The sequence below is a fragment of the Comamonas sp. Z1 genome (assembly GCF_008121555.1).
Lineage (GTDB): Bacteria > Pseudomonadota > Gammaproteobacteria > Burkholderiales > Burkholderiaceae_C > Comamonas > Comamonas thiooxydans.
On record NZ_VOQT01000012.1, the window covers coordinates 1 to 20,902 of the forward strand.

The following is a 20,902-nucleotide window of genomic DNA, read 5'->3' on the forward strand; positions in this document are numbered from 1 at the left end:
AACCACTCGTTTTCCGCCAGGGCTCTGGCGGTAAGACGTGTAACTGAAAACCAAGGTAAGCGAACGGCGGGAGTCGATCGCCAGCTTTGGGATTCTCCTGCCCTGAAACGGGCGGCGATTGGAAGGTTGAAGCAGCAGCGGGGATACAAACCCAAGCCATTGCGGCGGGTCCACATCCCCAAAGCCAACGGGAAGGAGCGTCCTCTGGGCATTCCAACCATGTTGGATCGGGCCATGCAGGCGCTACACCTGCTTGGACTGGAACCGGTGGCGGAAACCACGAGCGATCCGAATAGCTACGGCTTCAGGAGAAATCGTTCGACGGCAGACGCCATGGGCCAGATATTCGTCACGACTTCCCAGAAGACGGCGTCTTCCTGGGTGTTAGAAGCGGATATCCGAGGTTGCTTTGACCATATCAACCACGAATGGCTGGTGCGCCACGTTCCTATGAACAAGGCAATCTTGCTGAAATGGCTGAAAGCCGGGGTAGTCCATAGAGGGCAGCTATCGCCGACTGTAGAAGGGACGCCGCAAGGCGGCATCATCTCGCCAACTTTGGCGAATATGTGTTTGAACGGGCTGGAAACCGACCTGAAAGCGCACTTGGTTGCGAAATACGGGAAGACAAAAGCCAAGGGACTCAAAGTCCATGTGATCCGGTACGCCGACGATTTTGTGGTGACTGGCATCTCGCGAGAGGTGCTGGAAACACAAATCAAGCCGTGGATAGAAGCCTTCCTCGCACAACGAGGTCTGCAACTGTCGCCGGAGAAGACCAAGGTCGTTCACATAGACGAGGGTTTCGATTTCCTGGGATGGAACTTCCGCAAATACAAAGGGAAGCTCTTGATCAAACCGAGCAAGAAGAACGCGCAAGCGTTCTATCGCAAGGTCAGTGAAATCGTGAAAACACACCTATCGACGAAGCAGGAGGATCTCATTGCCAAACTGAACCCAATCCTTCGAGGCTGGGCGAGGTATCACCAACCGGTGGTGGCGAAGGAAACCTTCAGTCGGATGGACAGCCTGATCTACTGGCGCCTGGTGCGCTGGACGAGACGGCGACATCCGAATAAGTCCCACCCCTGGTGCAAAAGCCGTTACTGGCAGCGCATCAAGGACAGGGATGAGTTTGCTGCAACCGTGAAAACGGCGGACGGCCCGCTTACGACCAAACTGTTGAAGCTTGCAGATACAGAGATCGTGAGGCACGAAAAGATCAAGGGGGAATACAACCCCTTTGACCCGGTATGGGAGGTGTACGGAGAGGAGTTGAGAACGAAACGCATGTTGAAAAACATGGCGTACCAGTACGAAACTTCGATGCTGTACATCAGCCAAAACGGGCGTTGCGCACTTTGTGCGGAGCCGCTGGAGGAAGGGGAACGCTGGCACGACCACCACATTGTTTACAAGGTGATGGGCGGGTCGGACAACCTCTCCAATCGGGTGCTGCTGCATCCGGTCTGTCATAGACGACTGCATGCCTTGGGTTTGCAGGTAGCGAAACCGGCCTCTTAAAGGCTTCGGGTTCATCTCGAAAAAGCCTCTCCGAAGTAGAATGGGGTGCTTTAGACGGGACTGAATCTTGTTGTGCTTGAGCCGGATGCGGTGAAAGTCGCAAGTCCGGTTCTTAGGGGGGAATGGTTCAGCAATGAACTGTTCCTACCCGCCTTTGCCTGTCTGCGCAGCTCCTGAAAAAGCAGCGCCGGGCCGTACTGATCGCAGGCGTCATGCAGGCGTCTTCATACCAAACACCATGAGTACACCCACTTTTTCCGTTGCGGACATCCGCAAGACGTTCCTGGATTTCTACGCTTCCAAGGGCCACACGGTTGTCGCGTCCAGCTCGCTGGTTCCCGGCAACGATCCGACGCTGATGTTCACCAACTCCGGCATGGTGCAGTTCAAGGACGTGTTCCTGGGCACGGACAAGCGCCCCTACAACCGCGCAACTTCGGTGCAGGCCTGCCTGCGCGCCGGCGGCAAGCACAACGACCTGGAAAACGTGGGCTACACCGCGCGCCACCACACGTTCTTCGAAATGCTGGGCAACTGGTCCTTCGGCGACTACTTCAAGAAGGAGTCCATCGAGTGGGGCTGGGAGCTGCTGACCAAGGTTTTCGGCCTGCCCGCCGAGAAGCTGCTGGCCACGGTCTATCACGAAGACGACGAAGCCTATGACATCTGGAAGAACGTCATCGGCCTGCCTGCCGAGCGCATCATCCGCATCGGCGACAACAAGGGCGGCAAGTACAAGAGCGACAACTTCTGGATGATGGCCGACACAGGCCCCTGCGGCCCCTGCTCGGAAATCTTCTACGACCACGGCGAGCACATTGCCGGCGGTCCTCCCGGCAGCCCGGAAGAAGACGGCGACCGCTTCATCGAGATCTGGAACCACGTGTTCATGCAGTTCGACATGAAGGAAGACGGCTCCGTGGTGAAGCTGCCCGCACCTTGCGTGGATACCGGCATGGGCCTGGAGCGCCTGGCTGCCATCCTGCAGCATGTGCACAGCAACTACGAGATCGATCTGTTCCAGGCATTGATCAAGGCTGCCGGCCGTGAAACCCACACCGAAGATCTGAGCACTCCTTCGCTGAAGGTGATTGCCGACCATATCCGCGCCACCTCCTTCCTGGTGTCCGACGGCGTGATCCCTTCCAACGAAGGTCGCGGCTATGTGCAGCGCCGCATCATCCGCCGCGCCATCCGTCACGGCTACAAGCTGGGCCAGAAGACTCCCTTCTTCCACAAGCTGGTGGCCGACCTGGTGGTGCAGATGGGCGATGCCTATCCCAAGCTCAAGGAGCAGGAAGCGCATATCACCAGCGTGCTCAAGGCCGAGGAAGAGCGTTTCTTCGAGACCCTGGCCAACGGCATGGAAATCCTGGACAGCGCGCTGGCCGGTGACGTCAAGGTGCTGCCCGGCGATGTGGCCTTCAAGCTGCATGACACTTACGGCTTCCCGCTGGACCTGTCCAACGACGTGGCGCGCGAGCGTGGCGTGACGGTGGACGAGGCAGGCTTCAACGCCGCCATGCAACACCAGAAGGAAACTGCGCGCGCAGCCGGCAAGTTCAAGATGGACCGTGCGCTTGAATACACGGGGGACGCCAATGTGTTCACCGGCTACGACAAGCTGGCCGAGGCTGCCAAGATCGTCGCGCTGTACGCCGATGGCGTGAGCGTGAACGAGCTCCAGGCCGGCCAAAACGGTGTCGTGGTGCTGGATACGACCCCCTTCTACGCCGAATCCGGCGGCCAGGTCGGTGACCAGGGCGTGATTGCCGCAGGCGGCAACCGCTTTGCCGTGGAAGACACACTCAAGATCAAGGCCGATGTATTCGGCCACCACGGCGTGCTGGAAGCCGGCAGCCTGAAGGTGGGCGATGCGGTTGAAGCACAGGTTGATACGGCCGTGCGCGCAGCGACCATGCGCAACCACTCGGTCACACACATCATGCACAAGGCCTTGCGCGAAGTGCTGGGCGGCCATGTGCAGCAAAAGGGCTCGCTGGTCAATGCCGAGCGCACCCGCTTCGACTTTGCGCACAACGCCCCGGTGACTGCCGAGCAGATCCGCGAGATCGAAGCACGCGTCAATGCCGAGGTGCTGGCCAACACAGCCACCGACGCCCGCGTGATGGATATCGAGTCGGCTCAGAAGACCGGCGCGATGATGCTGTTCGGCGAGAAGTACGGCGAAACCGTGCGCGTGCTGGACATCGGCTCCAGCCGCGAGCTGTGCGGCGGCACTCACGTCAGCCGTACCGGCGACATCGGCCTGTTCAAGGTGGTGGGCGAATCCGGCGTGGCCGCTGGCGTGCGCCGTATCGAAGGCATTACCGGCGAGAACGCGCTGGCCTATCTGCAGTCGCTGGAGTCCACCGTGGACCAGGCCGCGGCCGCTTTCAAGGCCCCTGCAGCCGAGCTGACCAACCGCATCGGCGGTGCGCTGGATCAGATCAAGGCACTGGAAAAGGAAATCGCTGCGCTCAAGGGCAAGCTGGCTTCCAGCCAGGGCGACGAGCTGGCCACGCAGGCTGCCGACGTCAATGGCGTGAAGGTGCTGGCAGCCAAGCTCGAAGGCGCCGATGCCAAGACCTTGCGCGACACCATGGACAAGCTCAAGGACAAGCTGGGCGCAGCCGTGATCGTGCTGGCTGCCGTGGACGGCGACAAGGTGCAACTGGCTGCGGGCGTGACCAAGGCTGAAACCGCCAAGGTCAAGGCCGGCGAGCTGGTGAACTTTGTGGCCCAGCAAGTGGGCGGCAAGGGCGGTGGCAAGCCCGATATGGCCATGGCTGGCGGCACCGATGCCGCAGCCGTGCCCGCAGCGCTGGCCAGCGTCCAGGCCTGGGCGGCCGAGCGTCTGTAAGCGCATCGGAAAAGGCAGCTGGGGCTGCCTTGTCCCAAAACAAAACGCTCCTCAATGAGGAGCGTTTTTTATGGCTTGGAGCCAAGTCCTTGCAACTGGCGCTATCCAAATAGCTGGCGCTGACTCAAATCAGAGACAGCAAGCAAGGGCCGCCCCGCAGCGAGGCTGTCGTCCCCCTCCGCGAAGCAGAGAGGGGGAAGCGGCGGGGCCGCCTAGGCAAAGCCGCTCAGGGGGTGTTACTTTTTCCTGAACACCAGATCCCAGACGCCATGACCGAGGCGAATGCCGCGGTTCTCGAATTTGGTCAGCGGACGGTAGTCGGGCTTTTCGGCGTAGTTCTCGGCCGTGTTCTGCAGCATGGGTTCTGCGTTCAGTACTTCCAGAATCTGCACCGCATAGGGCTCCCAGTCGGTGGCGCAGTGGATGTAGCCGCCGGGCTTGATGCGAGCGGCCAGCTTGGCGATCAGCGGGCTCTGGATCAGGCGGCGCTTGTTGTGCTTTTTCTTGTGCCAGGGATCGGGGAAGAAGATGTGCACGCCGTCGATCGAGGCTTCGGGCAGCATGTTGTCGATGACTTCCACGGCATCGTGCTGCAGGATGCGGATGTTCTCGATCTCCTGCTCGCCAATGCGCTTGAGCAGCGCGCCCACGCCGGGCTCGTGCACTTCGCAGCACAGGAAGTTGTCGTCGGGGCGCACGCGGGCGATATGGGCGGTGGCTTCACCCATGCCGAAGCCGATTTCCAGAATCAGCTTGCCGTCGCGGCCATAGGCGGCAGCGGCGTCCAGAGGAGCCTTCTGGTATTGCAGCAGGAAGCGCGGACCTAGTTCTTCAAAAGCCTTGGCCTGGCCCGTGGTGGTGCGGCCGGCGCGGCGTACATAGCTTTTGATGGTCTTGGGATAGGCCACGCCTTCGGGCGCCTGACCTTGGGATGCTGCGGATGCGTCAGCGGCTGGCACGTTTTCGGCCATATCGGTGGTAGGTGTTGGATTTGAAGAAGTCACGGGGCGATATTGTAGGTTTGGCGCCAGCACCGGACCCAGAAGTCCAGCGCCAAAGGCAAGGCGCTTGCGGGGCTTTCGCTGCTGCAGGATGCGGCTGCTGGCGCTTGTGGCAGGCCGAGCTGCTGCGCGGCGCCAGAAAGCACGGTCAGCGGCTGGCTGACATCCACGGCGGGTGCGCCGTGCTGTTTGGAGAGCTTTTCTCCGTTTTCCATGCAGACCAGCGGCGTGTGCAGATAGCGCGGCTGGGTCAGGCCCAGGGCGTGTTGCAGCACGATCTGGCGAGGGGTGTTGTCGGCCAGGTCTTCGCCGCGCACCACGTCGGTGATGGCTTGCTCGGCATCGTCGACGACCACGGCCAGCTGGTAGGCCCAGAGCCCGTCCGCTCGGCGCAGCACAAAGTCGCCCACGCTGGTGATCAGGTTCTGCTGCTGCGCGCCCAGACGCCGGTCCTGCCAGTGCAGCACGGGGCGCTTGCTTTCGAGGCAAGAGCGCCCGATTGCTATGCTTTGCGTAGCTGCTTTCGCTTGTTGGTAGGGTGTTTCGGGTTGATGCTCTTGTAAGTCATGTACCTGCTGCTCCAGCGCAAAGCGCCAGGCTCTGGCAGGCTTGCCTCGCAGGCCATGACGGCAGGTTCCGGGGTAGGGTCGCTCCACATGGCGTTCGTGAGTCAGTCCCTGTGCCAGCCAGGCGGCTTCGATGTCCTTGCGCGTGCAGCCGCAGGGGTAGGCCATTTTTTGCGCCTGTAGTTGCTGCAGGGCCTTTTCATAGAGTGCATGACGCTGCGACTGCCAGACCACGGGGGCATCGGAGTGCAGGCCGCAGGCGGCCAGTTGGCGCAGGATTTCCTGGTCGGCGCCAGCCTGGCAGCGTGGCGGATCGATGTCTTCGATGCGAATCAGCCAGCGTCCGTGGTGGGCGCGTGCATCCAGCCAGCTGGCCAGCGCCGCGACCAGAGAGCCGGCATGCAGCGGCCCGGTGGGAGAGGGCGCAAAGCGCCCGATATATGGCCCCGTGCAGGGAGCGCTGGAGGAGGAACGGGAAAGGGCCGTAGTCATGAGGGACGCCATCTTACGCCCCTTGACTGCGCGCAGTTGGCTCAGGCCAGGGCCAGCCCCATTTCCAGACCCGAGACAAAAGCGTCTTCCACCCGCATGCCTATGCACCAGTCCCCGCACAGGCCCAGGCCGACCGAGGGGTCGTGGCTGAACGGCCTGCCCAGGGGCGCCAGCGTCTGGGCATGCTGCCAGAGGTAGACGCTGGCATGGCGCGGCGCAACGCGGATGCCTGTGATCTCGCCAAAGGCCTTTTGCAGCTTGGCAAGCACGCGCGTGGCGTCGTCGTGGCGGTGCTCGTTGGACCACAGCGGGTTGGCATGGATCGTCCAGCGCTCGGTCTGGGCGCGGCCGGGTTTGGAGGACTCGCGGGCCACCCAGGCAACGCGCTCATGCGTGCTGCGTGCGGCATTCCACTGTGGGCCCAGTGTGGTCAGTCCGGCCTGCGCAGCCATGGGGTAGGACAGCGTCATGGCCCAGCAGGGGGCCATTTCCACAGGGGCCAGGGTCCTGGCCAGGGCCGCACCCTGAGGCGCGGTCTGCAGCAGCTGCGCGGCCACGGGCGCCGGCACGGCCAGCACCACGGCATCGAAGTCGGCAGCAATCTGCGGGCCGTGGTCTTCGGTATCCAGCATCAGGGACCATTGGTGGCGGCTGTGGCTGCTGCCGCTGGCAATGTGGTGGCTCATGGCGCGCAGGGACTGGCCCAGATGCAGGCGCCCGGCATCCCATAGCGGCGCTGCCCAGGCCAGTGGCAGCGATTGCATATCGGGCATGCCGACCCAGTGGGTCTCGCGCACCGGCGTGTGCTTGTCGACTCTGCGGCCCTGGGCGTTGCGGGTCTGCACGCTGTTCAGGCTCCAGGCGCGCAGATTGCCGGGCGTGGTGTCCAGCACTTGCTGAAAGCGCGGATCGCGTACGGTGAAGAACTGGGCGCCGATGTCAAAGCTGCCGTAGGGGCCGCTGACCGAGCGCATGCGTCCGCCGGCCTGGGTCAGGCGCTCATAGACATGGACGTCATGCCCGGCCTGCATCAGCGTGCGGGCACAGGCCAGACCGGCAATGCCCGCGCCGATGACGGCAATGCGCTTGCCACCGGTATGCGGGGAAGGGGAAGAAGCGGAGGCAGTTGCGGACGCGCGAGTGCGGGAAGCATTCATGAAAAAGCCTTTTCGACACCGTTTGAGTTCTAGCGTAGCCAGCTATCCAAAAGATAGCAAGTGCTGCTTGTGCTGAATTGTTGCAGCGCAACTCACTCTACACCTCCCGCGTGGCGGCTGCGACGCGCAGCAGCTTATTGACGGTGATGGTTTTCCATAAGCGCCTTGCGCGTGGCGGGGCTTTCCAGTTGCGTCAGCCACCACTGAAGGGCGCGTCCAGGCGTGCGGTGGGCGGGGCCGGGCCATGCATAGTGCAGGCGCAGATTGCGACTGGCGCGCTGCACCTGTTTTGTGACCAGCAGGCCGGCATCGAGATAGGCCTGCACCATGCCGCGTGGCAGAAAGCCGGCGCCAATGCCGCGTATCTGGGCCTCCAGCTTAGCCTGCATGCTGTCCACGGTGAGCACGTCCTGGCCGTTGACCAGGCCAAAGCTGGTGTTGCTGCGCACGCCCGAGTCGGCCACGGCCACCATGCGATGGCGCAGCAGCAACTCGTCGGAAAGCGGCTCATCGAGTCCGGCCAGTGGGTGGTGCGGCGCGACGGCGAAGACGAAATCCATCTCCCCGATTTCGCGCGTCTGCAGCTCGGAGACATTGCTGGTGTTGACCGCCACGCCAATGGCCAGATCGGCATGGCCGCTGGTCAGCACTTCCAGCGTGCCGTTGAGAATGCCGTCGCGCAGCTTGAGTGTGGTGGGCGGGGTCAGCGCATAAAAAGCTTCGACCAGCTCGAAGATGGGCGTGCGGGCCACGGCCCCGTCAATGACGATGGTCAGCTGCGGCTCCCAGCCCGTGGCCACGCGCTTGACGCGGTGCGCGACGGCATCGATCTCCTGCAGCAGGCGGGTGCCTTCGTGCAGCAGGGCCTGACCTGCCTCAGTGGCCTGGGCGTGGCGCGAGCTGCGGTCAAACAGCAGCACATCGAGCGCATCTTCGATCTGGCGCACGCGGTAGGTCAGCGCACTGGGCACCAGGCCCAGGGAGCGCGCAGCGGCGGCAAAGCTGCCGGTTTCGGCAATGGCCTGCAGCATGGCCAGGCTGTCGGGGGTGAGCACATCGCGGGAGCTGGGCATGGTGAGATTGATGATTCAAACAGTTTGAATGATGCCATCAACGCCGTTCAGCCACAGCCTGGCAGGTGACTTCTACAGTAGAGCCCATAGAGACAGTCACTTGAACGAAAGGAAGCACACCATGATGACTCTGCGCAAATCCCAGGAACGCGGCTACGCCGACCACGGCTGGCTCAAGTCCTATCACAGCTTTTCGTTTGCCGGTTACTACGACCCGCGCCATATGGGGTTCGGCAATCTGCGAGTGATCAACGAAGACCGGATTGCCCCCGGCACAGGTTTTGGCTCGCACGGCCACCGCGATATGGAAATCATCAGCTATGTGCTCGAAGGTGCGCTCTCGCACAAGGACAGCATGGGCAATGAAACCCCCATCCTGCCTGGAGAGGTGCAGCGCATGAGTGCGGGCTCGGGGGTGGTGCACAGCGAACAGAACTACGCCAAGGAGCAGACCACACACTTTCTGCAGATCTGGCTGCTGCCCGCACGCACAGGTATCGAGCCAGGCTATGCCCAGAAGACATTCAGCGAGGCGCAAAAGCGTGGACGTCTGTGTCTGGTGGCTTCACCTGACGGTGCCGAGGGCTCGGTTCCCATGAATGCCGATGCACGCCTGTATGCCGGTCTGTTCGATGCAGAAGAGGCTGCCGATGTGGCCCTGCCAGCCGGTCGCAAGACCTATGTGCACCTGGTGCGTGGCGAGCTGGACGTGAATGGACAAAAGCTGACAAGCGGCGACGCTGCACTTATTGAAAATGAGGAGCGCCTGCGCCTTGCCAATGGCCGGGCTGCGGAAGTTCTGGTGTTTGACCTGGAACCTTGAGTCTGACGATTTCAAGGCTTGTACTGATATGAACCAACGCGGCCCTGGGTCGCAATGACTGGAGTTTAAATGTTGAATCAATTGCGAAATCCTCTGGACCTGGTGGGCCGTGTGCTGATTGCCCTGCTGTTTCTGCCAGCAGGCATTCAGAAAATCAGTGGCTTTGCGGGCACCGTGGGTTATGCCGCATCGGCGGGCATGCCCATGCCCCAGGTCGCGGTGGCGGTGGGCCTGGTGATCGAGATCGTGGGCGGTCTGGCCATATTGCTGGGCTGGCACACGCGCTGCGCAGCCTTGATCCTGGGATTTTTCACGCTGATCGCCAGCTTCTTCTTCCATAACTTCTGGGGCGTGCCCGCAGAGGCAGCCATGATGCAGCAGCTGCTGTTCTGGAAGAACATCGCCGTGGTCGGCGGCCTGCTTGGTTATGCGGCTCATGGAGCAGGCGCCTGGAGCATGGACGGTCGCAAAGGCTGAAGCATGAGGCAGCACAGGCTGAAAGTGCGCAAGCAGTCATAGCTTTGATAAGCTAGCGCGCTCTCGCAAGACAAGGCCCGCCGGGTGTCAATCCGGCGGGCCTTTATTTGGCACAGATACAGGATGGCGCGGCGGATGGCTGCGCCGATGCAAGCAGGAAAGAAGAAATCATGAGCAATATCGTTGTGGTCTACCACTCAGGCTACGGCCATACCCAGCGCATGGCGCAATCCGTGGCCCAGGGCGCGGGCGCACAGTTGCTGGCCATCGACGCCGATGGCAATTTGCCCGAAGGTGGCTGGGAGCAACTGGCCGCGGCCGATGCCATCGTCTTCGGCGCACCGACCTATATGGCCGCTCCGAGCTGGCAATTCAAGAAATTTGCCGACGCCTCGTCCAAGGCCTGGTTTGCCCAGGCCTGGAAGGACAAGCTGTTTGCCGGCTTCACCAACAGCGCGAGCGTGCAGGGCGACAAGCAGGTCACGCTCGATTATTTCTACCACCTGGCCATGCAGCATGGCGGCGTGTGGGTGGGACTGGGTCTGCTGCCTTCGAATACCAAGGCCGCCCAGCGCAACGATGTGAACTGGATGGGCAGTTTCTGCGGTGCCATGGCGCAGTCGCCCTCTGACTCATCGGCCGGCGAGATGGCCGGCGGTGACCTGGAAACCGCACGCCAGTTTGGCGAGCGCGTGGCCAAGGCCGCAGCACGCTGGGCCAGATAAGCGTTCAGCTAAGTTGGGTGCTATCCAATTCAAAGCGGCTAGCGCTGGTCCTACATAGGTTTCAGTGATGAATGCTTCTGAAACTTAGCCTGATTCAGCGCTAGCTGCTTAGTTTTTGATAGTGGCGTTGAGCGCCATCTTGGCGCTGCTTACTCCGCGTCCTGTTCCATCAGATGCTTTTTGATGGGGCGGGGGTGAACCAGCTCGGTGCGCGACAGATCGGTGCCCAGCGAGTCGCGACCGTCAAAGACGAAGCAGCCGCCGTCGTAGAACTTGCCGTCGGTCTCCTCGAAATATTTGAGGATGCCGCCTTCGAGCTGGTAGACGTTTTCGATGCCTTCGTCCTGCATGAGGATGGCGGCCTTTTCGCAGCGGATGCCGCCAGTGCAATAGCTGACGACGGTCTTGCCGGCGAATTCGTCCTTGTGCTGGCGCAGTGCGGGCGGGAATTCGGTGAACTTGCTCAGGCGCCAGTCGATCGTGCCGGCAAACGCGCCTTCGTCCACTTCGTAGTCGTTGCGCGTGTCCAGCGTCACCACCTCGCGGCCCTCGTCGTCATGGCCTTGCTCCAGCCAGCGGCGCAGCGTGGCCGGGCTGACCGATGGCGCACGGCCATGGGCGGGTCGAATGGCGGGATGATCCATGCGGATGATCTCGTTCTTGACCTTGACCAGCATTTTGCGAAAGGGCACGGTCTCGGACCAGCTTTCCTTGGGAGCCAGGTCGGCAAAACGCGGGTCTTGCTTCAGCTGGTCCACAAAGCTGCGCACGGCCTGGGCTGGGCCGGCCAGGAAAAAGTTGATGCCTTCTTCGGCCAGCAGCACCGTGCCCTTGAGGCTCAGGTCATGTGCACGCTCCAGCAGCGTCTGGCGCAGCTGGTCGGCGTCGGGCAGGGGCGTGAATTTGTAGCAGGAGATGTTGAGTATGTCGGCCACGTCGATATCCGGGGGGCGGCCGCGCGGCTGCTGCATCGACGGTGATGCAGCTCAGACCGGGGCCGTCAGCTCTGCCTTGATTTTATTGGACAGCTGTGCCACTGCGAGGGATGCGGGTGCTCCGGGCATGGCCTGCAGCAGCAACTGGCGGCGCATCACGGCCTCCCGCACGGCGGAGTCGACCGGAATATCGCCCCAGTGGGTCAGCTGCAGCGGCTGGCCGGACTCGGTGGTCACGAAGCGGTTGAGCACCTGCTGCAGCTGGCCAGTGATGGCGCGGCCATCGCCGGGGCGTTGCGCCTGGTTGATGACCAGACGGATCTGCTGGCGCTTTTGCTGCAGGGCCAGCACCTTGATGGCGGCGTAGGCATCGGTCAGCGAAGTGGGCTCGGGCGTGGCCACGACCAGCACTTCGGTTGCCAGAGAGACGGAGAACAGCACCACATCCGAGATGCCGGCGCCGGTGTCGAGCAGGATGATGTCGTAGCGCGGGCGCAGCAACTCCACCGTGCGCATGAACTGGGAACGAATCTCGGGGGTGAGGCGCGAGTACTCGATCATGCCCGAGCCTGCCAGCAGCACGGAATAGCCGCCCGGCGTGGTCAGAATGGCATCTTCCAGCGTGGAGCGACCCGTGAACACATCGTGCAGCGTGACCTTCGGGTAGAGGTTGAGCACCACATCCAGATTGGCCAGGCCCAGGTCCGCGTCCAATACCAGCACGTTGAAGCCATGGCGCGTCAGCGCAGCAGCCAGATTGGCCGAGACGAAAGTCTTGCCGACACCGCCTTTGCCGCTGGTGACGGCAATGATGTGGGCCTGCTTGTTGCGGCGAGGCGCCCGCAGGGCATCTTCCATGGATATATGAGCGGGCAAAGTAGGGTGAGGGGCCAAGGTGTCCATCGTCTCAAGGCGTTATGACCTGGCTTGCGGCGTCGGTGTTTACGTCTGGTGCTGTATTGTCAGAGACATTTTCCTCTAACGAAGCGGCAGGCAAAGGGCTGAAAAGCAGGCTTTTTTCCTCGGCACTCACCGTACTGTCGGGCGGATCCTCCACGCAGACGCAGTTGCGGCCTGCCGATTTGGCCAGATAGAGCTGGCGATCGGCACGCTCGGTCCACAGTTGCGCCGTGCTGCGAATCCATTGCTGGGCGTAGACCCCGCCGATACTCACAGTGATCTTCAGCGACTGGCCCGAGGACAAAGCGATGGAGTTGCTTTCGATGGCCTGGCGCAAGCGCTCGGCGACTGCGCGGCCCTGATGCGCAGGGCACACCGGAAGCACTATGGCGAATTCTTCACCACCGAAGCGCGCAAGGGTGTCCATGGGGCGAATGATTTCGGACAGCGTCTGTGCCACGGATTGCAGCACCATATCGCCAGCAATATGACCGTGCTCGTCGTTGATCTGCTTGAAATGGTCGATGTCCAGCATCAGCAGCAGTGCGGTTTCTCCGGAGCGGGCCACGCGGTCGATTTCGCGCTCGATCACGGAGCGGAAATGGCGCCGGTTGGCCAGCCCCGTGAGGGGGTCGCGCAAAGACAGTGCGCACAAGCCATCAATCAGTGCTTGCAGGTAATGGGTGGGAGTGTCAGTGGGCAGACGGTTATCGCTACCGCCCGCGCGAGTCACCAGATTGTGTGCGGTGGCAAGGCGCAGATCGCGCAAAAACACGGATTGGTGGGGGGCGGATGAAGTCACGACAAACTATCAATGATGACCGTCAGTGTAGCAGCGACCCCTAGCTTTTTGTGGATGTAGGCTTTTCGTCAGCGTTGATCCGACTCAGTTCTGTGGGGAAATTGCCAAGCGTTCGCAGAAAGTCGGCATCCGTGCGATAGAGCCTGATGGGGCTGCCTTCCTTGTGCAGTAGTCCGGCGCGTTCCAGCCTTTGCTCGGCCGGCAACTTCAATCCCACCACGTGCAGCAGACCGCCGCGCAATGCGACCAGGCGTTCCAGTCGGGCAAATGTTTCGACTCCTGTGATGTCTATGCTGTTGATGGACTGCATCAGCAGTGCCAGGTCTTTGGCCTGGGGCGTTTGCTGCAGGGCATCGGCCGCGTAGCGCTCAAGTGCCGTGGCCGTGGCAAAGTCCAGATCTGCATCCATGCGCAGAGCCACGACTTCAGGTGCCAGGGGCGGCAATTGCCAAAGCAGGCGGCTGCGCAGGCTGCCGTCGGGATGCTCGCCGACCTCGATGATGCGCGGGTGCAGATGGTGATAGAGGTAGTAAGCCTGGCTGAGCATGATGCCCGCGAACACACCCCAGTACATGCGCGGGGCGGTGACGATGGTCAGCACCAGCGTGGCGACGCTGATGCTGGCTTCGACCTTGGAGATCCTGAAAAGCTTGAGAATCGCGCTGGGCTTGACCAGGTTGAGCACGGCGGTGATCACGATGGCAGCCAGCGTTGCCTGGGGCACATGGTAGAGCCAGGGGATGAACCAGAGCACAACCACGACCACCAGCAAAATGGAAAACACGTTGGCATAGCCGGTCCTGGCACCTGCGAGCAGATTGACGGCAGAGCGTGAGAAAGATGCGCTGGTGGCAAAGCTGCCGAACAGGCCGGCGCTGATCTTGGACAGGCCCTGGGCGATCAAATCCTGGTTTTCGTTCCAGCGCGTGCCGGCCTGCTGATGCTCGACCTGAGCGCTGGACGCGGTTTCCAGAAAGCTGACCAGGGAGATGACCAGCACGGGCATGACCAGGGCGCCGAACTGCTCCCAGTCCAGCATGCCGGGCCATTGGAAGCTGGGCAGCCCCGCAGGCAGGTGGCCGATCACGGCTCCGCCCGCATCGGCGAAGCCCGTGAGCCAGCTGATGAACCCGCTCAAGCCGATGATGAAAATGGCCGAGGGAAAAGCAGGACGCCATTTCTTGGCCAGCATCAGCAAGCCCATGCTGACCAGGCCGTAGGCGATGGACTGGATGCTGAACAGATAGATGGACGGCGAATGCCAGACGGTGGACCAGTCAGCGCGCATGCCTAGCAGGGTGGGCAGCTGCGAAGCCAGAATCAGCAGCGCAGCAGCCTGGGTAAAACCTGCCAGTACAGGAGAGGTGACCAGATTGAGCAGCCAGCCCGCGCGTACCACGCCCAGACTCCATTGAACCAGGCCCGACAGAATGGCCATCCATGCAGCGAGAACCACCCACTGGGCCGAGCCCGGTTCGGCCATGCCGGTCAGAGAGGCGCCGATCAACAAGGCGCTCAGCGCCGTCGGCCCCACGCCCAGGCGGGGCGACGGACTGAAGAGGATGGCCACCGCAGCAGGAATGATGGAGGCATAGATGCCGGTAATCAGCGGCATGCCCGCCAGCGCGGCGTAAGCCACGCCCTGGGGCAGCAACATCAGGCCCACGGTCAAGCCGGCCCAGAACTCACCGCGCAGCAGGCCGAAAGTCGGTTTGGGCCAATTAAGAAAGGGCAGCCATCGGGCCAGGGATTGCATGGAAGTCATGATTGCGGCGAACTAAATCGTCTGCAAGCTTAGTCGGGCTTTGTTGTGCAGGGATTAAAACAGGACGAGGCTGCGACCTTGGCCGAGTGGGACGCCTTGCTCCAAAGTGACTCGAGGCGTTGTCCGAACCGGACCCGCATGGCAGCGATGGCGGCAAGGGTGTCGGCGGATGGCCGATGAGTCCGGAAGGGGTCGCCCGCCAGATCCGCGCCCTGCCATACGACCGGGTGGGTCTTTGGCTGCTTGTGAATGATGTTCACGTTGAAATCGACTCGAAGACAGAAAAAACGACGCCAGCTGCTATGGTTTTCAATGCTGGCACCGTGTTTCATCCTAGCACGCTGCCCGCGCATATGCTGGAGTGCGCTCCAGTTTCGGGGCGGCAGCGGCCATAAAAAAAGAGAGGCTCATGGCCTCTCTTTGCACCTTGCGGTGCGGTGCGCGCGGTGGCTGAGCCACCTGTTGTCTATCAGTTGCCCAGGTTGCGAATCGCCTCGGGAGTGTACTGGCTGGGCTTGAGGTTGTCCTTGCCCAGAATTGGTGCCTTGGGGCGCTCCTGGACCAGATTCATGCCCACATAGGAGCCGGCATTCAGGTCATAGTAGAACGATGTGCCCGCGTGCCATTTCTTGATGTCGTAGGCATAGTAGTAATTGATTTCACCGTGCTGCCACAACTGGCCGCGTGCGTCGTAGAAGTCGCCCGAGACGGCGTGACCGGTGTCTTCGTCGATGAACATCACACGCTTGGAGTACAGGTGACGGAAGCCGGGCTTGAGCTTGCCCTCCAGCACCCAGACGCGGCGCAGTTCATAGCGGGTGTAGGCCGGGTTGGGATGACCTGGCTTGAGCAGATCGGCGTATTTCATCTGCTGGTTGATACGGAAGGTGTTCGCAGGAATGAACATCTCGCGCTTGCCGTGCATGGTCCACTCGTAGCGCTCGGAGCCGCCGTTGAACAGGCGCTCGGAGTCGATGGTCGCCTTGCCGCTGGTGCCGGGGGAGGGCTGGTCATAGCCGAACTCGGGCAGTTGGCGCACGCGGCGAGTGCCGGGATCGTAATTCCAGGCCAGACGCTTGTCCGTGCCGAAGTTCATGGGCTCGATGGACAGAATCACTCCGCCTTTTTCGCGCTCGGGCAGGATGGAGAAATTGGTCACATAGGCGTATTTGCCTTCGTTGGGCTTGCCCAGATTTTCCTTGGAGTCATAACGACTGAGCTGAATATAGCTGGTGCGGCCCCAGGCGATATCGCCGCTTGCGCCCACCAGTGCCATGTCGCGTTCCACCTCTTCGGTGCTGGCGCGGCTGGGCATGAGGTTGTTCCATAGCAGTTCCAGGCCGGTCTTTGGAATGGGGAAGGGCAGAGCACCCATGAAGCCCTTGACTCCATTGCCGTCGTTGACTACCTCGGCTTCCAGTGCATTGCGCTTGATGACGGCGCAGATGTCGTCGTCATAACGGAAGTCGCGGTGGCCCGGATAGACGGGAATGCGCATGGTGGTGGGGAACTTGGCGAGTAGCGCCTTCTGGCCGGCGCTGAGCTTGTCGCCATATTGCGCCATGTTGGCGGCCGTGATTTCGAACAGCGGCTTTTCGTTGGCGTAGATATCGGGCTGGAACTGCCCCACTGACTTGGTGAACTTCACGCCGGGCGGAACGCCGAGGATCTTGCCCGTGAATGGCGGGATGCTGCCGTCGGCATTGCCGGCTTTGATGGCGCCGGTGCAGGTCAGCTCCTTGCCCAGCTTGTCGGCTTCCGCAGCGGGAACCTTGGCACAGGCGGCTCCTGCGCTCAGCAAACCTATGCACAGCATCAGCGCTGTGCTCATCGTCTTTTGTTGCATTGCTCTTGTTTTCCTAGTGAAAAAACCTTGCAGGCCGTTGCCTGTGAGCATTTATTCTTCAGATATTTGTCATGACATGAATCGTCTGTTGGGACTAATCGACAGCATCCGAGGCAAGCCCAGGACGCAAAAAAGGCAGCGCCGTTGCCGGTGCTGCCTTGGGTGGGATCAAAAATGACTAGGTATTAACGCGAGCCGTTCAGATCCATTTCCGAGTATTTGACGATCTTGGTGCCCTTGACCCATTTGTAGCCAAACCAGATGACCAGGAAGAGAGGCAGGCCGATATAGGTGGCGATGGCACCGACCCAGTCGATCTGGTCCTTGATCAGGTTTTCATAGTTCTGGCCCAAGGTGATGATCAGGCACAGCACAAAGGCGAATATGGGGCCGAAGGGGAAGGCCGCTGCCTTGTAAGGCAGCTGGTTCATATCGTAGTTCTGCACTTCGCAGCCCTTGCGGAAACGGTAGTGGCTGATGGCAATGCCCAGCCAGGCGACGAAGCCGCACATGCCGGACAGATTCAGCAGCCAGATGTAGACCACTTCGGGGCTGAAGATATTGGTCAGAAAGCACAGGGCGGCAATCACGGTGGTGGCGATCAATGCCAGCACGGGCACGCCGCGCGTGTTGACCTGGGCAAACAGCTTGGGCGCCATGCCCTGCTTGGCCAGCGCATACAGCATACGGGTGGAGGCATACATGCCGGAGTTGCCGGCCGACAGCACGGAGGTCAGCACCACGGCGTTCATCACGGCAGCGGCACCCAGCAGGCCGGCACGTTCGAACACCAGTGTGAAGGGGCTGACGGCGATATCGCCCAGATCGTTGCGCAGCAACTTGGGATCGGTATAGGGAATCAGCAGGCCGATGATGAGGATGGCAAAGACGTAGAACAGCAAAATGCGCCAGAACACCTTGCGCACGGCCTTGGGCACATTCTTGGCGGGATCTTCGGATTCGCCGGCAGCGATGCCGATCAGCTCCGTGCCCTGGAAGGAAAAGCCCACCACCATGGCCACGCCGATCAGGGCTGCAAAACCACCCGCAAACGGCGCGTCGCCTGTGCTCAGGTTGGCAATATTGCCCCAGATACCGTCGGGCGCGCCACCTTGCAAAATACCGAAGATCATCAGCACGCCGATGGCGATGAAGACCAGCACCGTTGTGACCTTGATGGCAGCAAACCAGAACTCGGATTCGCCAAAGCCCTTGGCGGACAGTGCGTTCAGGCCGAACATCAGTGCCAGAAACAGAGCGCTCCACAGCACGCCGTTGGTGCCGGGGAACCAGTAGGCCATCACCAGCTGCGCCGCAACCAGGTCCACGGCAATGGTCACGGCCCAGTTGTACCAGTAGTTCCAGCCCAGGGCGAAGCCAAAGCCTTCATCCACGTACTTGGCGCCATAGGTGGCAAAAGAGCCGGAGACTGGCATGTGTGCAGCCATCTCGCCCAGACTGGTCATCAGGAAATAGACCATCAGGCCCACAATCATGTAGGCCAGCAATGCACCGCCGGGGCCTGCTTGCGAGATGGTTGCGCCAGAGGCGACAAAAAGGCCGGTGCCGATGGAGCCGCCGATGGCGATCATCGACATATGTCGGGCCTTGAGGGAACGGTGCAAGCCACCGTTGTCAGTTTTTGCTTGGCTATCGCTCATGAGAGATATTGGTTTTTTGCGGATCATGAAGCCTTGGCGGTCCTGGCTGGTAAAAGCCTGGGCCCCATGCCCGTTTGTTGCGCCCTGATATCAGGAGTCCCCGGGTATCAACGCGGTCAGCGTGAACGGCGATGACATGCATCGTGCTCAGTGGCTTCCGATAGGGTGCAGATTGTGAGCGATTTGCGCATGAGCCGTACAGCGTGAGCTGTGGATTAGGGCAGCCATGGCTTGAATCGATATCTAAGTGTTTGATATTTCAGAATTAATGACTGGATCGGAGATTCAAAAAAATATCCTTAAATCTTCGTCAAATCGTCGACGAGAGCGGCTTCATACTTGGCTTGCATTCGGCAGGGCTCTGTCTATTTGATTGTTTATTTGTCAATTTCGTCAAAAATAAATGCCGAAATGTCAATGTTGATTGTCGATAGTTTCTATCTTGAGATGAAAAAAGCCGCCAGCCAATGGTTATCAAGGACTGGCAGCTTCTTTTTTGATAGTGAACTGTGTGCGGTCAGGCCGTCCGGCCTCAATCAGCTCAGCAGCAAGGCGTCATCCGCGAGCTTCTCGCCACGCACCTTCTCGAACATATGCAGCAGGTCGGGGACGTCCATTTTGGAGCGCTCTTCGCCGCTGACGTCCAGCACCACATTGCCCTGGTGCAGCATGACGGTACGCGTGCCCACATCCAGCGCCTGGCGCATGCTGTGGGTCACCATCATGGTGGTCAGATTGGCTTCCTGCACGATGCGTGCCGTCAGCTGTAGCACAAAGTCCGCGGTGCGCGGGTCAAGAGCGGCAGTGTGTTCGTCTAGCAGCAGAATGCGCGAAGGCTGCAGCGCCGCCATCAGCAGGCTCACGGCCTGGCGCTGTCCGCCCGAGAGCAGACCGATGCGGTCGGTCAGGCGATTTTCCAGACCCAGGCCCAGCGTGGCCAGACGGTCGCGGTACAGCTCGCGATTGCTGGCCTTCACTGCCTTGGACAGGCCGCGGAGGTTGCCGCGCTCGTGCGCCAGCGCCATGTTCTCTTCGATGGAAAGGTCTTCACAGGTACCGGCCATGGGGTCCTGAAACACGCGGGCCACCTGCTTGGAGCGAGACCATACCGGCATGCGCGTCATGTCGATGCCGGCAATTTCGATCTTGCCCTTGTCCACGCTCTGGTCGCCCGAGACGCAGTTCAGAAATGTGGACTTGCCTGCGCCGTTGGAGCCGATGACGGTCACGAACTGACCGTCGGGGATGGACAGCGACAGGCCGCGCAGGGCGCGGGTTTCGATCGGCGTGCCGGGATTGAAGGTGAGTTCGAGGTTTTGTGCGTTCAGCATGGTGTTCTCCGCCGTCCTTCTTCTTACTTGCGCTTGCTCAGCTTTTTCTTGATTTGCGGAATCACCAGTGCGATGGTCACCAGCACTGCCGTCACCAGATTCAAGTCCTGTGCCTTCAGGCCAATGGCATCGATATTGAGGGCCGCAGCGATGAAGAAGCGGTAGACCACGGCGCCGAGCACCACGGCCAGCGTGGCCCAGATGATCTTGCGCGAGGGCAGGATGGTCTCGCCCACAATCACGGCCGCCAGACCGATGACGATGGTGCCGATGCCCATGGAGATGTCGGAGCCGCCCTGCGTCTGCACGAACAGCGCTCCGGCCAGACCGACCAGGCCATTGGAAATTGCCATGCCCAGCAGAATCATGGCGCCGGTGTTGACGCCCTGGGCACGGGCCATGCGGGCGTTGGAGCCCGTGGAGCGGATGGCCAGACCGCGTTCTGTGGCAAAGAACCAGTCCAGGGCCAGCTTGGCCACGATGACAAAGCCCAGCATGATGAGAGGGCGCATCACATAGTCGTCAATGTTCGCCGGCTGCAGCATGGTGAACAGCGTGGGTTCGTTGATCAGCGGCACATTGGGGCCGCCCATGATGCGCAGGTTGACCGAGTACAGGCCGATCATCATCAGGATGGAGGCCAGCAGGTCCATGATCTTGAGCTTGACGTTGAGCCAGCCTGTGATGAAGCCCGCCACGGCACCGGCTGCCGTGCCGGCCAGCGTGGCCAGCCAGGGGTTGGTGCCCGTGGAAATCAGAATGGCGCACACCGCACCGCCAAGGGGAAAGCTGCCGTCGACCGTCAGGTCGGGGAAACGCAGCAAGCGAAAGGAGATGAAGACGCCCAGCGCCACCAGGCTGAAGATCAGGCCAATTTCAATGGCACCGAGGATGGAAAATAGAGACATAGAGAGAGCGACAGGCGCGGCAAACGTCTAAAAAAATCGGCAGGGCCATGTTG

General features: G+C 61.1%; 17 protein-coding genes. 5 read left to right on the plus strand and 12 right to left on the minus strand.

From position 1 onward, the window contains the following. Both ltrA and alaS read left to right on the plus strand, forming a co-directional pair. Window positions 1-1,524: group II intron reverse transcriptase/maturase (ltrA, locus tag FSY45_RS18890; protein ID WP_148748167.1), on the plus strand; the 1,524-nt coding region annotated here is incomplete at its 5' end. A 238-nt stretch (window positions 1,525-1,762) separates the two neighbouring features. Continuing rightward, window positions 1,763-4,387: an alanine--tRNA ligase gene (alaS, locus tag FSY45_RS18895; RefSeq protein WP_057092340.1), complete on the plus strand. Its 2,625-nt coding sequence runs from the start codon at window positions 1,763-1,765 to the stop codon at window positions 4,385-4,387. A 236-nt stretch (window positions 4,388-4,623) separates the two neighbouring features. On the opposite strand, the gene trmB is transcribed toward alaS, so the two are convergent. The 4 genes from trmB to FSY45_RS18915 form a co-directional block, all read right to left on the minus strand. Beyond that, on the minus strand, window positions 4,624-5,358 hold the full coding sequence (gene trmB, locus FSY45_RS18900; RefSeq protein WP_003074922.1) for a tRNA (guanosine(46)-N7)-methyltransferase TrmB: 735 nt from the start codon (window positions 5,356-5,358) through the stop codon (window positions 4,624-4,626). A 29-nt stretch (window positions 5,359-5,387) separates the two neighbouring features. Next, window positions 5,388-6,446 (minus strand): tRNA glutamyl-Q(34) synthetase GluQRS, encoded by a 1,059-nt coding sequence (gene gluQRS / locus FSY45_RS18905; RefSeq protein WP_046461517.1) that lies wholly within the window; start codon window positions 6,444-6,446, stop codon window positions 5,388-5,390. Window positions 6,447-6,487: 41 nt separating this feature from the next. Continuing rightward, window positions 6,488-7,603: an NAD(P)/FAD-dependent oxidoreductase gene (locus tag FSY45_RS18910; protein WP_046461516.1), complete on the minus strand. Its 1,116-nt coding sequence runs from the start codon at window positions 7,601-7,603 to the stop codon at window positions 6,488-6,490. Between the two features lie 134 nt (window positions 7,604-7,737). Further along, a complete protein-coding gene (locus FSY45_RS18915) occupies window positions 7,738-8,676 on the minus strand; it encodes a LysR family transcriptional regulator (RefSeq protein ID WP_046461515.1) in 939 nt (312 codons plus the stop codon). A 121-nt stretch (window positions 8,677-8,797) separates the two neighbouring features. Here FSY45_RS18915 and FSY45_RS18920 point away from each other — a divergent pair, with 121 nt between their 5' ends. The 3 genes from FSY45_RS18920 to FSY45_RS18930 all read left to right on the plus strand — a co-directional run bounded on the left by FSY45_RS18920 (window position 8,798) and on the right by FSY45_RS18930 (window position 10,701). Further along, a complete protein-coding gene (locus FSY45_RS18920) occupies window positions 8,798-9,499 on the plus strand; it encodes a pirin family protein (protein WP_003064881.1) in 702 nt (233 codons plus the stop codon). Window positions 9,500-9,568: 69 nt separating this feature from the next. Next, window positions 9,569-9,976: a DoxX family protein gene (locus FSY45_RS18925; protein ID WP_003064883.1), complete on the plus strand. Its 408-nt coding sequence runs from the start codon at window positions 9,569-9,571 to the stop codon at window positions 9,974-9,976. Between the two features lie 170 nt (window positions 9,977-10,146). Beyond that, complete coding sequence (locus FSY45_RS18930; protein ID WP_034355547.1) at window positions 10,147-10,701, plus strand: flavodoxin family protein; 555 nt, start codon at window positions 10,147-10,149, stop codon at window positions 10,699-10,701. 149 nt (window positions 10,702-10,850) lie between these two features. On the opposite strand, the gene FSY45_RS18935 is transcribed toward FSY45_RS18930, so the two are convergent. From FSY45_RS18935 to FSY45_RS18970, 8 genes are all read right to left on the minus strand, one after another. Continuing rightward, entirely contained in the window at window positions 10,851-11,636 is a 786-nt protein-coding gene (locus tag FSY45_RS18935) for a sulfurtransferase (protein ID WP_003064888.1), read from the minus strand. A 51-nt stretch (window positions 11,637-11,687) separates the two neighbouring features. Then, window positions 11,688-12,539 (minus strand): MinD/ParA family protein, encoded by an 852-nt coding sequence (locus FSY45_RS18940; RefSeq protein WP_046461514.1) that lies wholly within the window; start codon window positions 12,537-12,539, stop codon window positions 11,688-11,690. Window positions 12,540-12,543: 4 nt separating this feature from the next. Continuing rightward, a complete protein-coding gene (locus tag FSY45_RS18945; protein WP_052057607.1) occupies window positions 12,544-13,338 on the minus strand; it encodes a GGDEF domain-containing protein in 795 nt (264 codons plus the stop codon). Window positions 13,339-13,378: 40 nt separating this feature from the next. After that, window positions 13,379-15,094, minus strand: coding sequence for a SulP family inorganic anion transporter (locus FSY45_RS18950; protein ID WP_034355603.1), 1,716 nt, complete (start codon window positions 15,092-15,094; stop codon window positions 13,379-13,381). 478 nt (window positions 15,095-15,572) lie between these two features. After that, window positions 15,573-16,949, minus strand: a complete 1,377-nt coding sequence (locus tag FSY45_RS18955) for a DUF1329 domain-containing protein (protein WP_046461512.1) — start codon at window positions 16,947-16,949, stop codon at window positions 15,573-15,575. 185 nt (window positions 16,950-17,134) lie between these two features. Beyond that, window positions 17,135-18,547: an amino acid permease gene (locus FSY45_RS18960; RefSeq protein WP_003064899.1), complete on the minus strand. Its 1,413-nt coding sequence runs from the start codon at window positions 18,545-18,547 to the stop codon at window positions 17,135-17,137. A 599-nt stretch (window positions 18,548-19,146) separates the two neighbouring features. Further along, the gene (locus FSY45_RS18965) at window positions 19,147-19,941 is read right to left on the minus strand and encodes an ABC transporter ATP-binding protein (RefSeq protein WP_003064901.1); all 795 of its coding nucleotides are present in this window, start codon (window positions 19,939-19,941) and stop codon (window positions 19,147-19,149) included. Window positions 19,942-19,964: 23 nt separating this feature from the next. Beyond that, window positions 19,965-20,849 carry an ABC transporter permease gene (locus FSY45_RS18970; protein ID WP_003054767.1) on the minus strand — a complete coding sequence of 295 codons (885 nt, stop codon included), beginning with the start codon at window positions 20,847-20,849 and terminating at the stop codon, window positions 19,965-19,967. Between the last annotated feature and the right edge of the window lie 53 nt (window positions 20,850-20,902).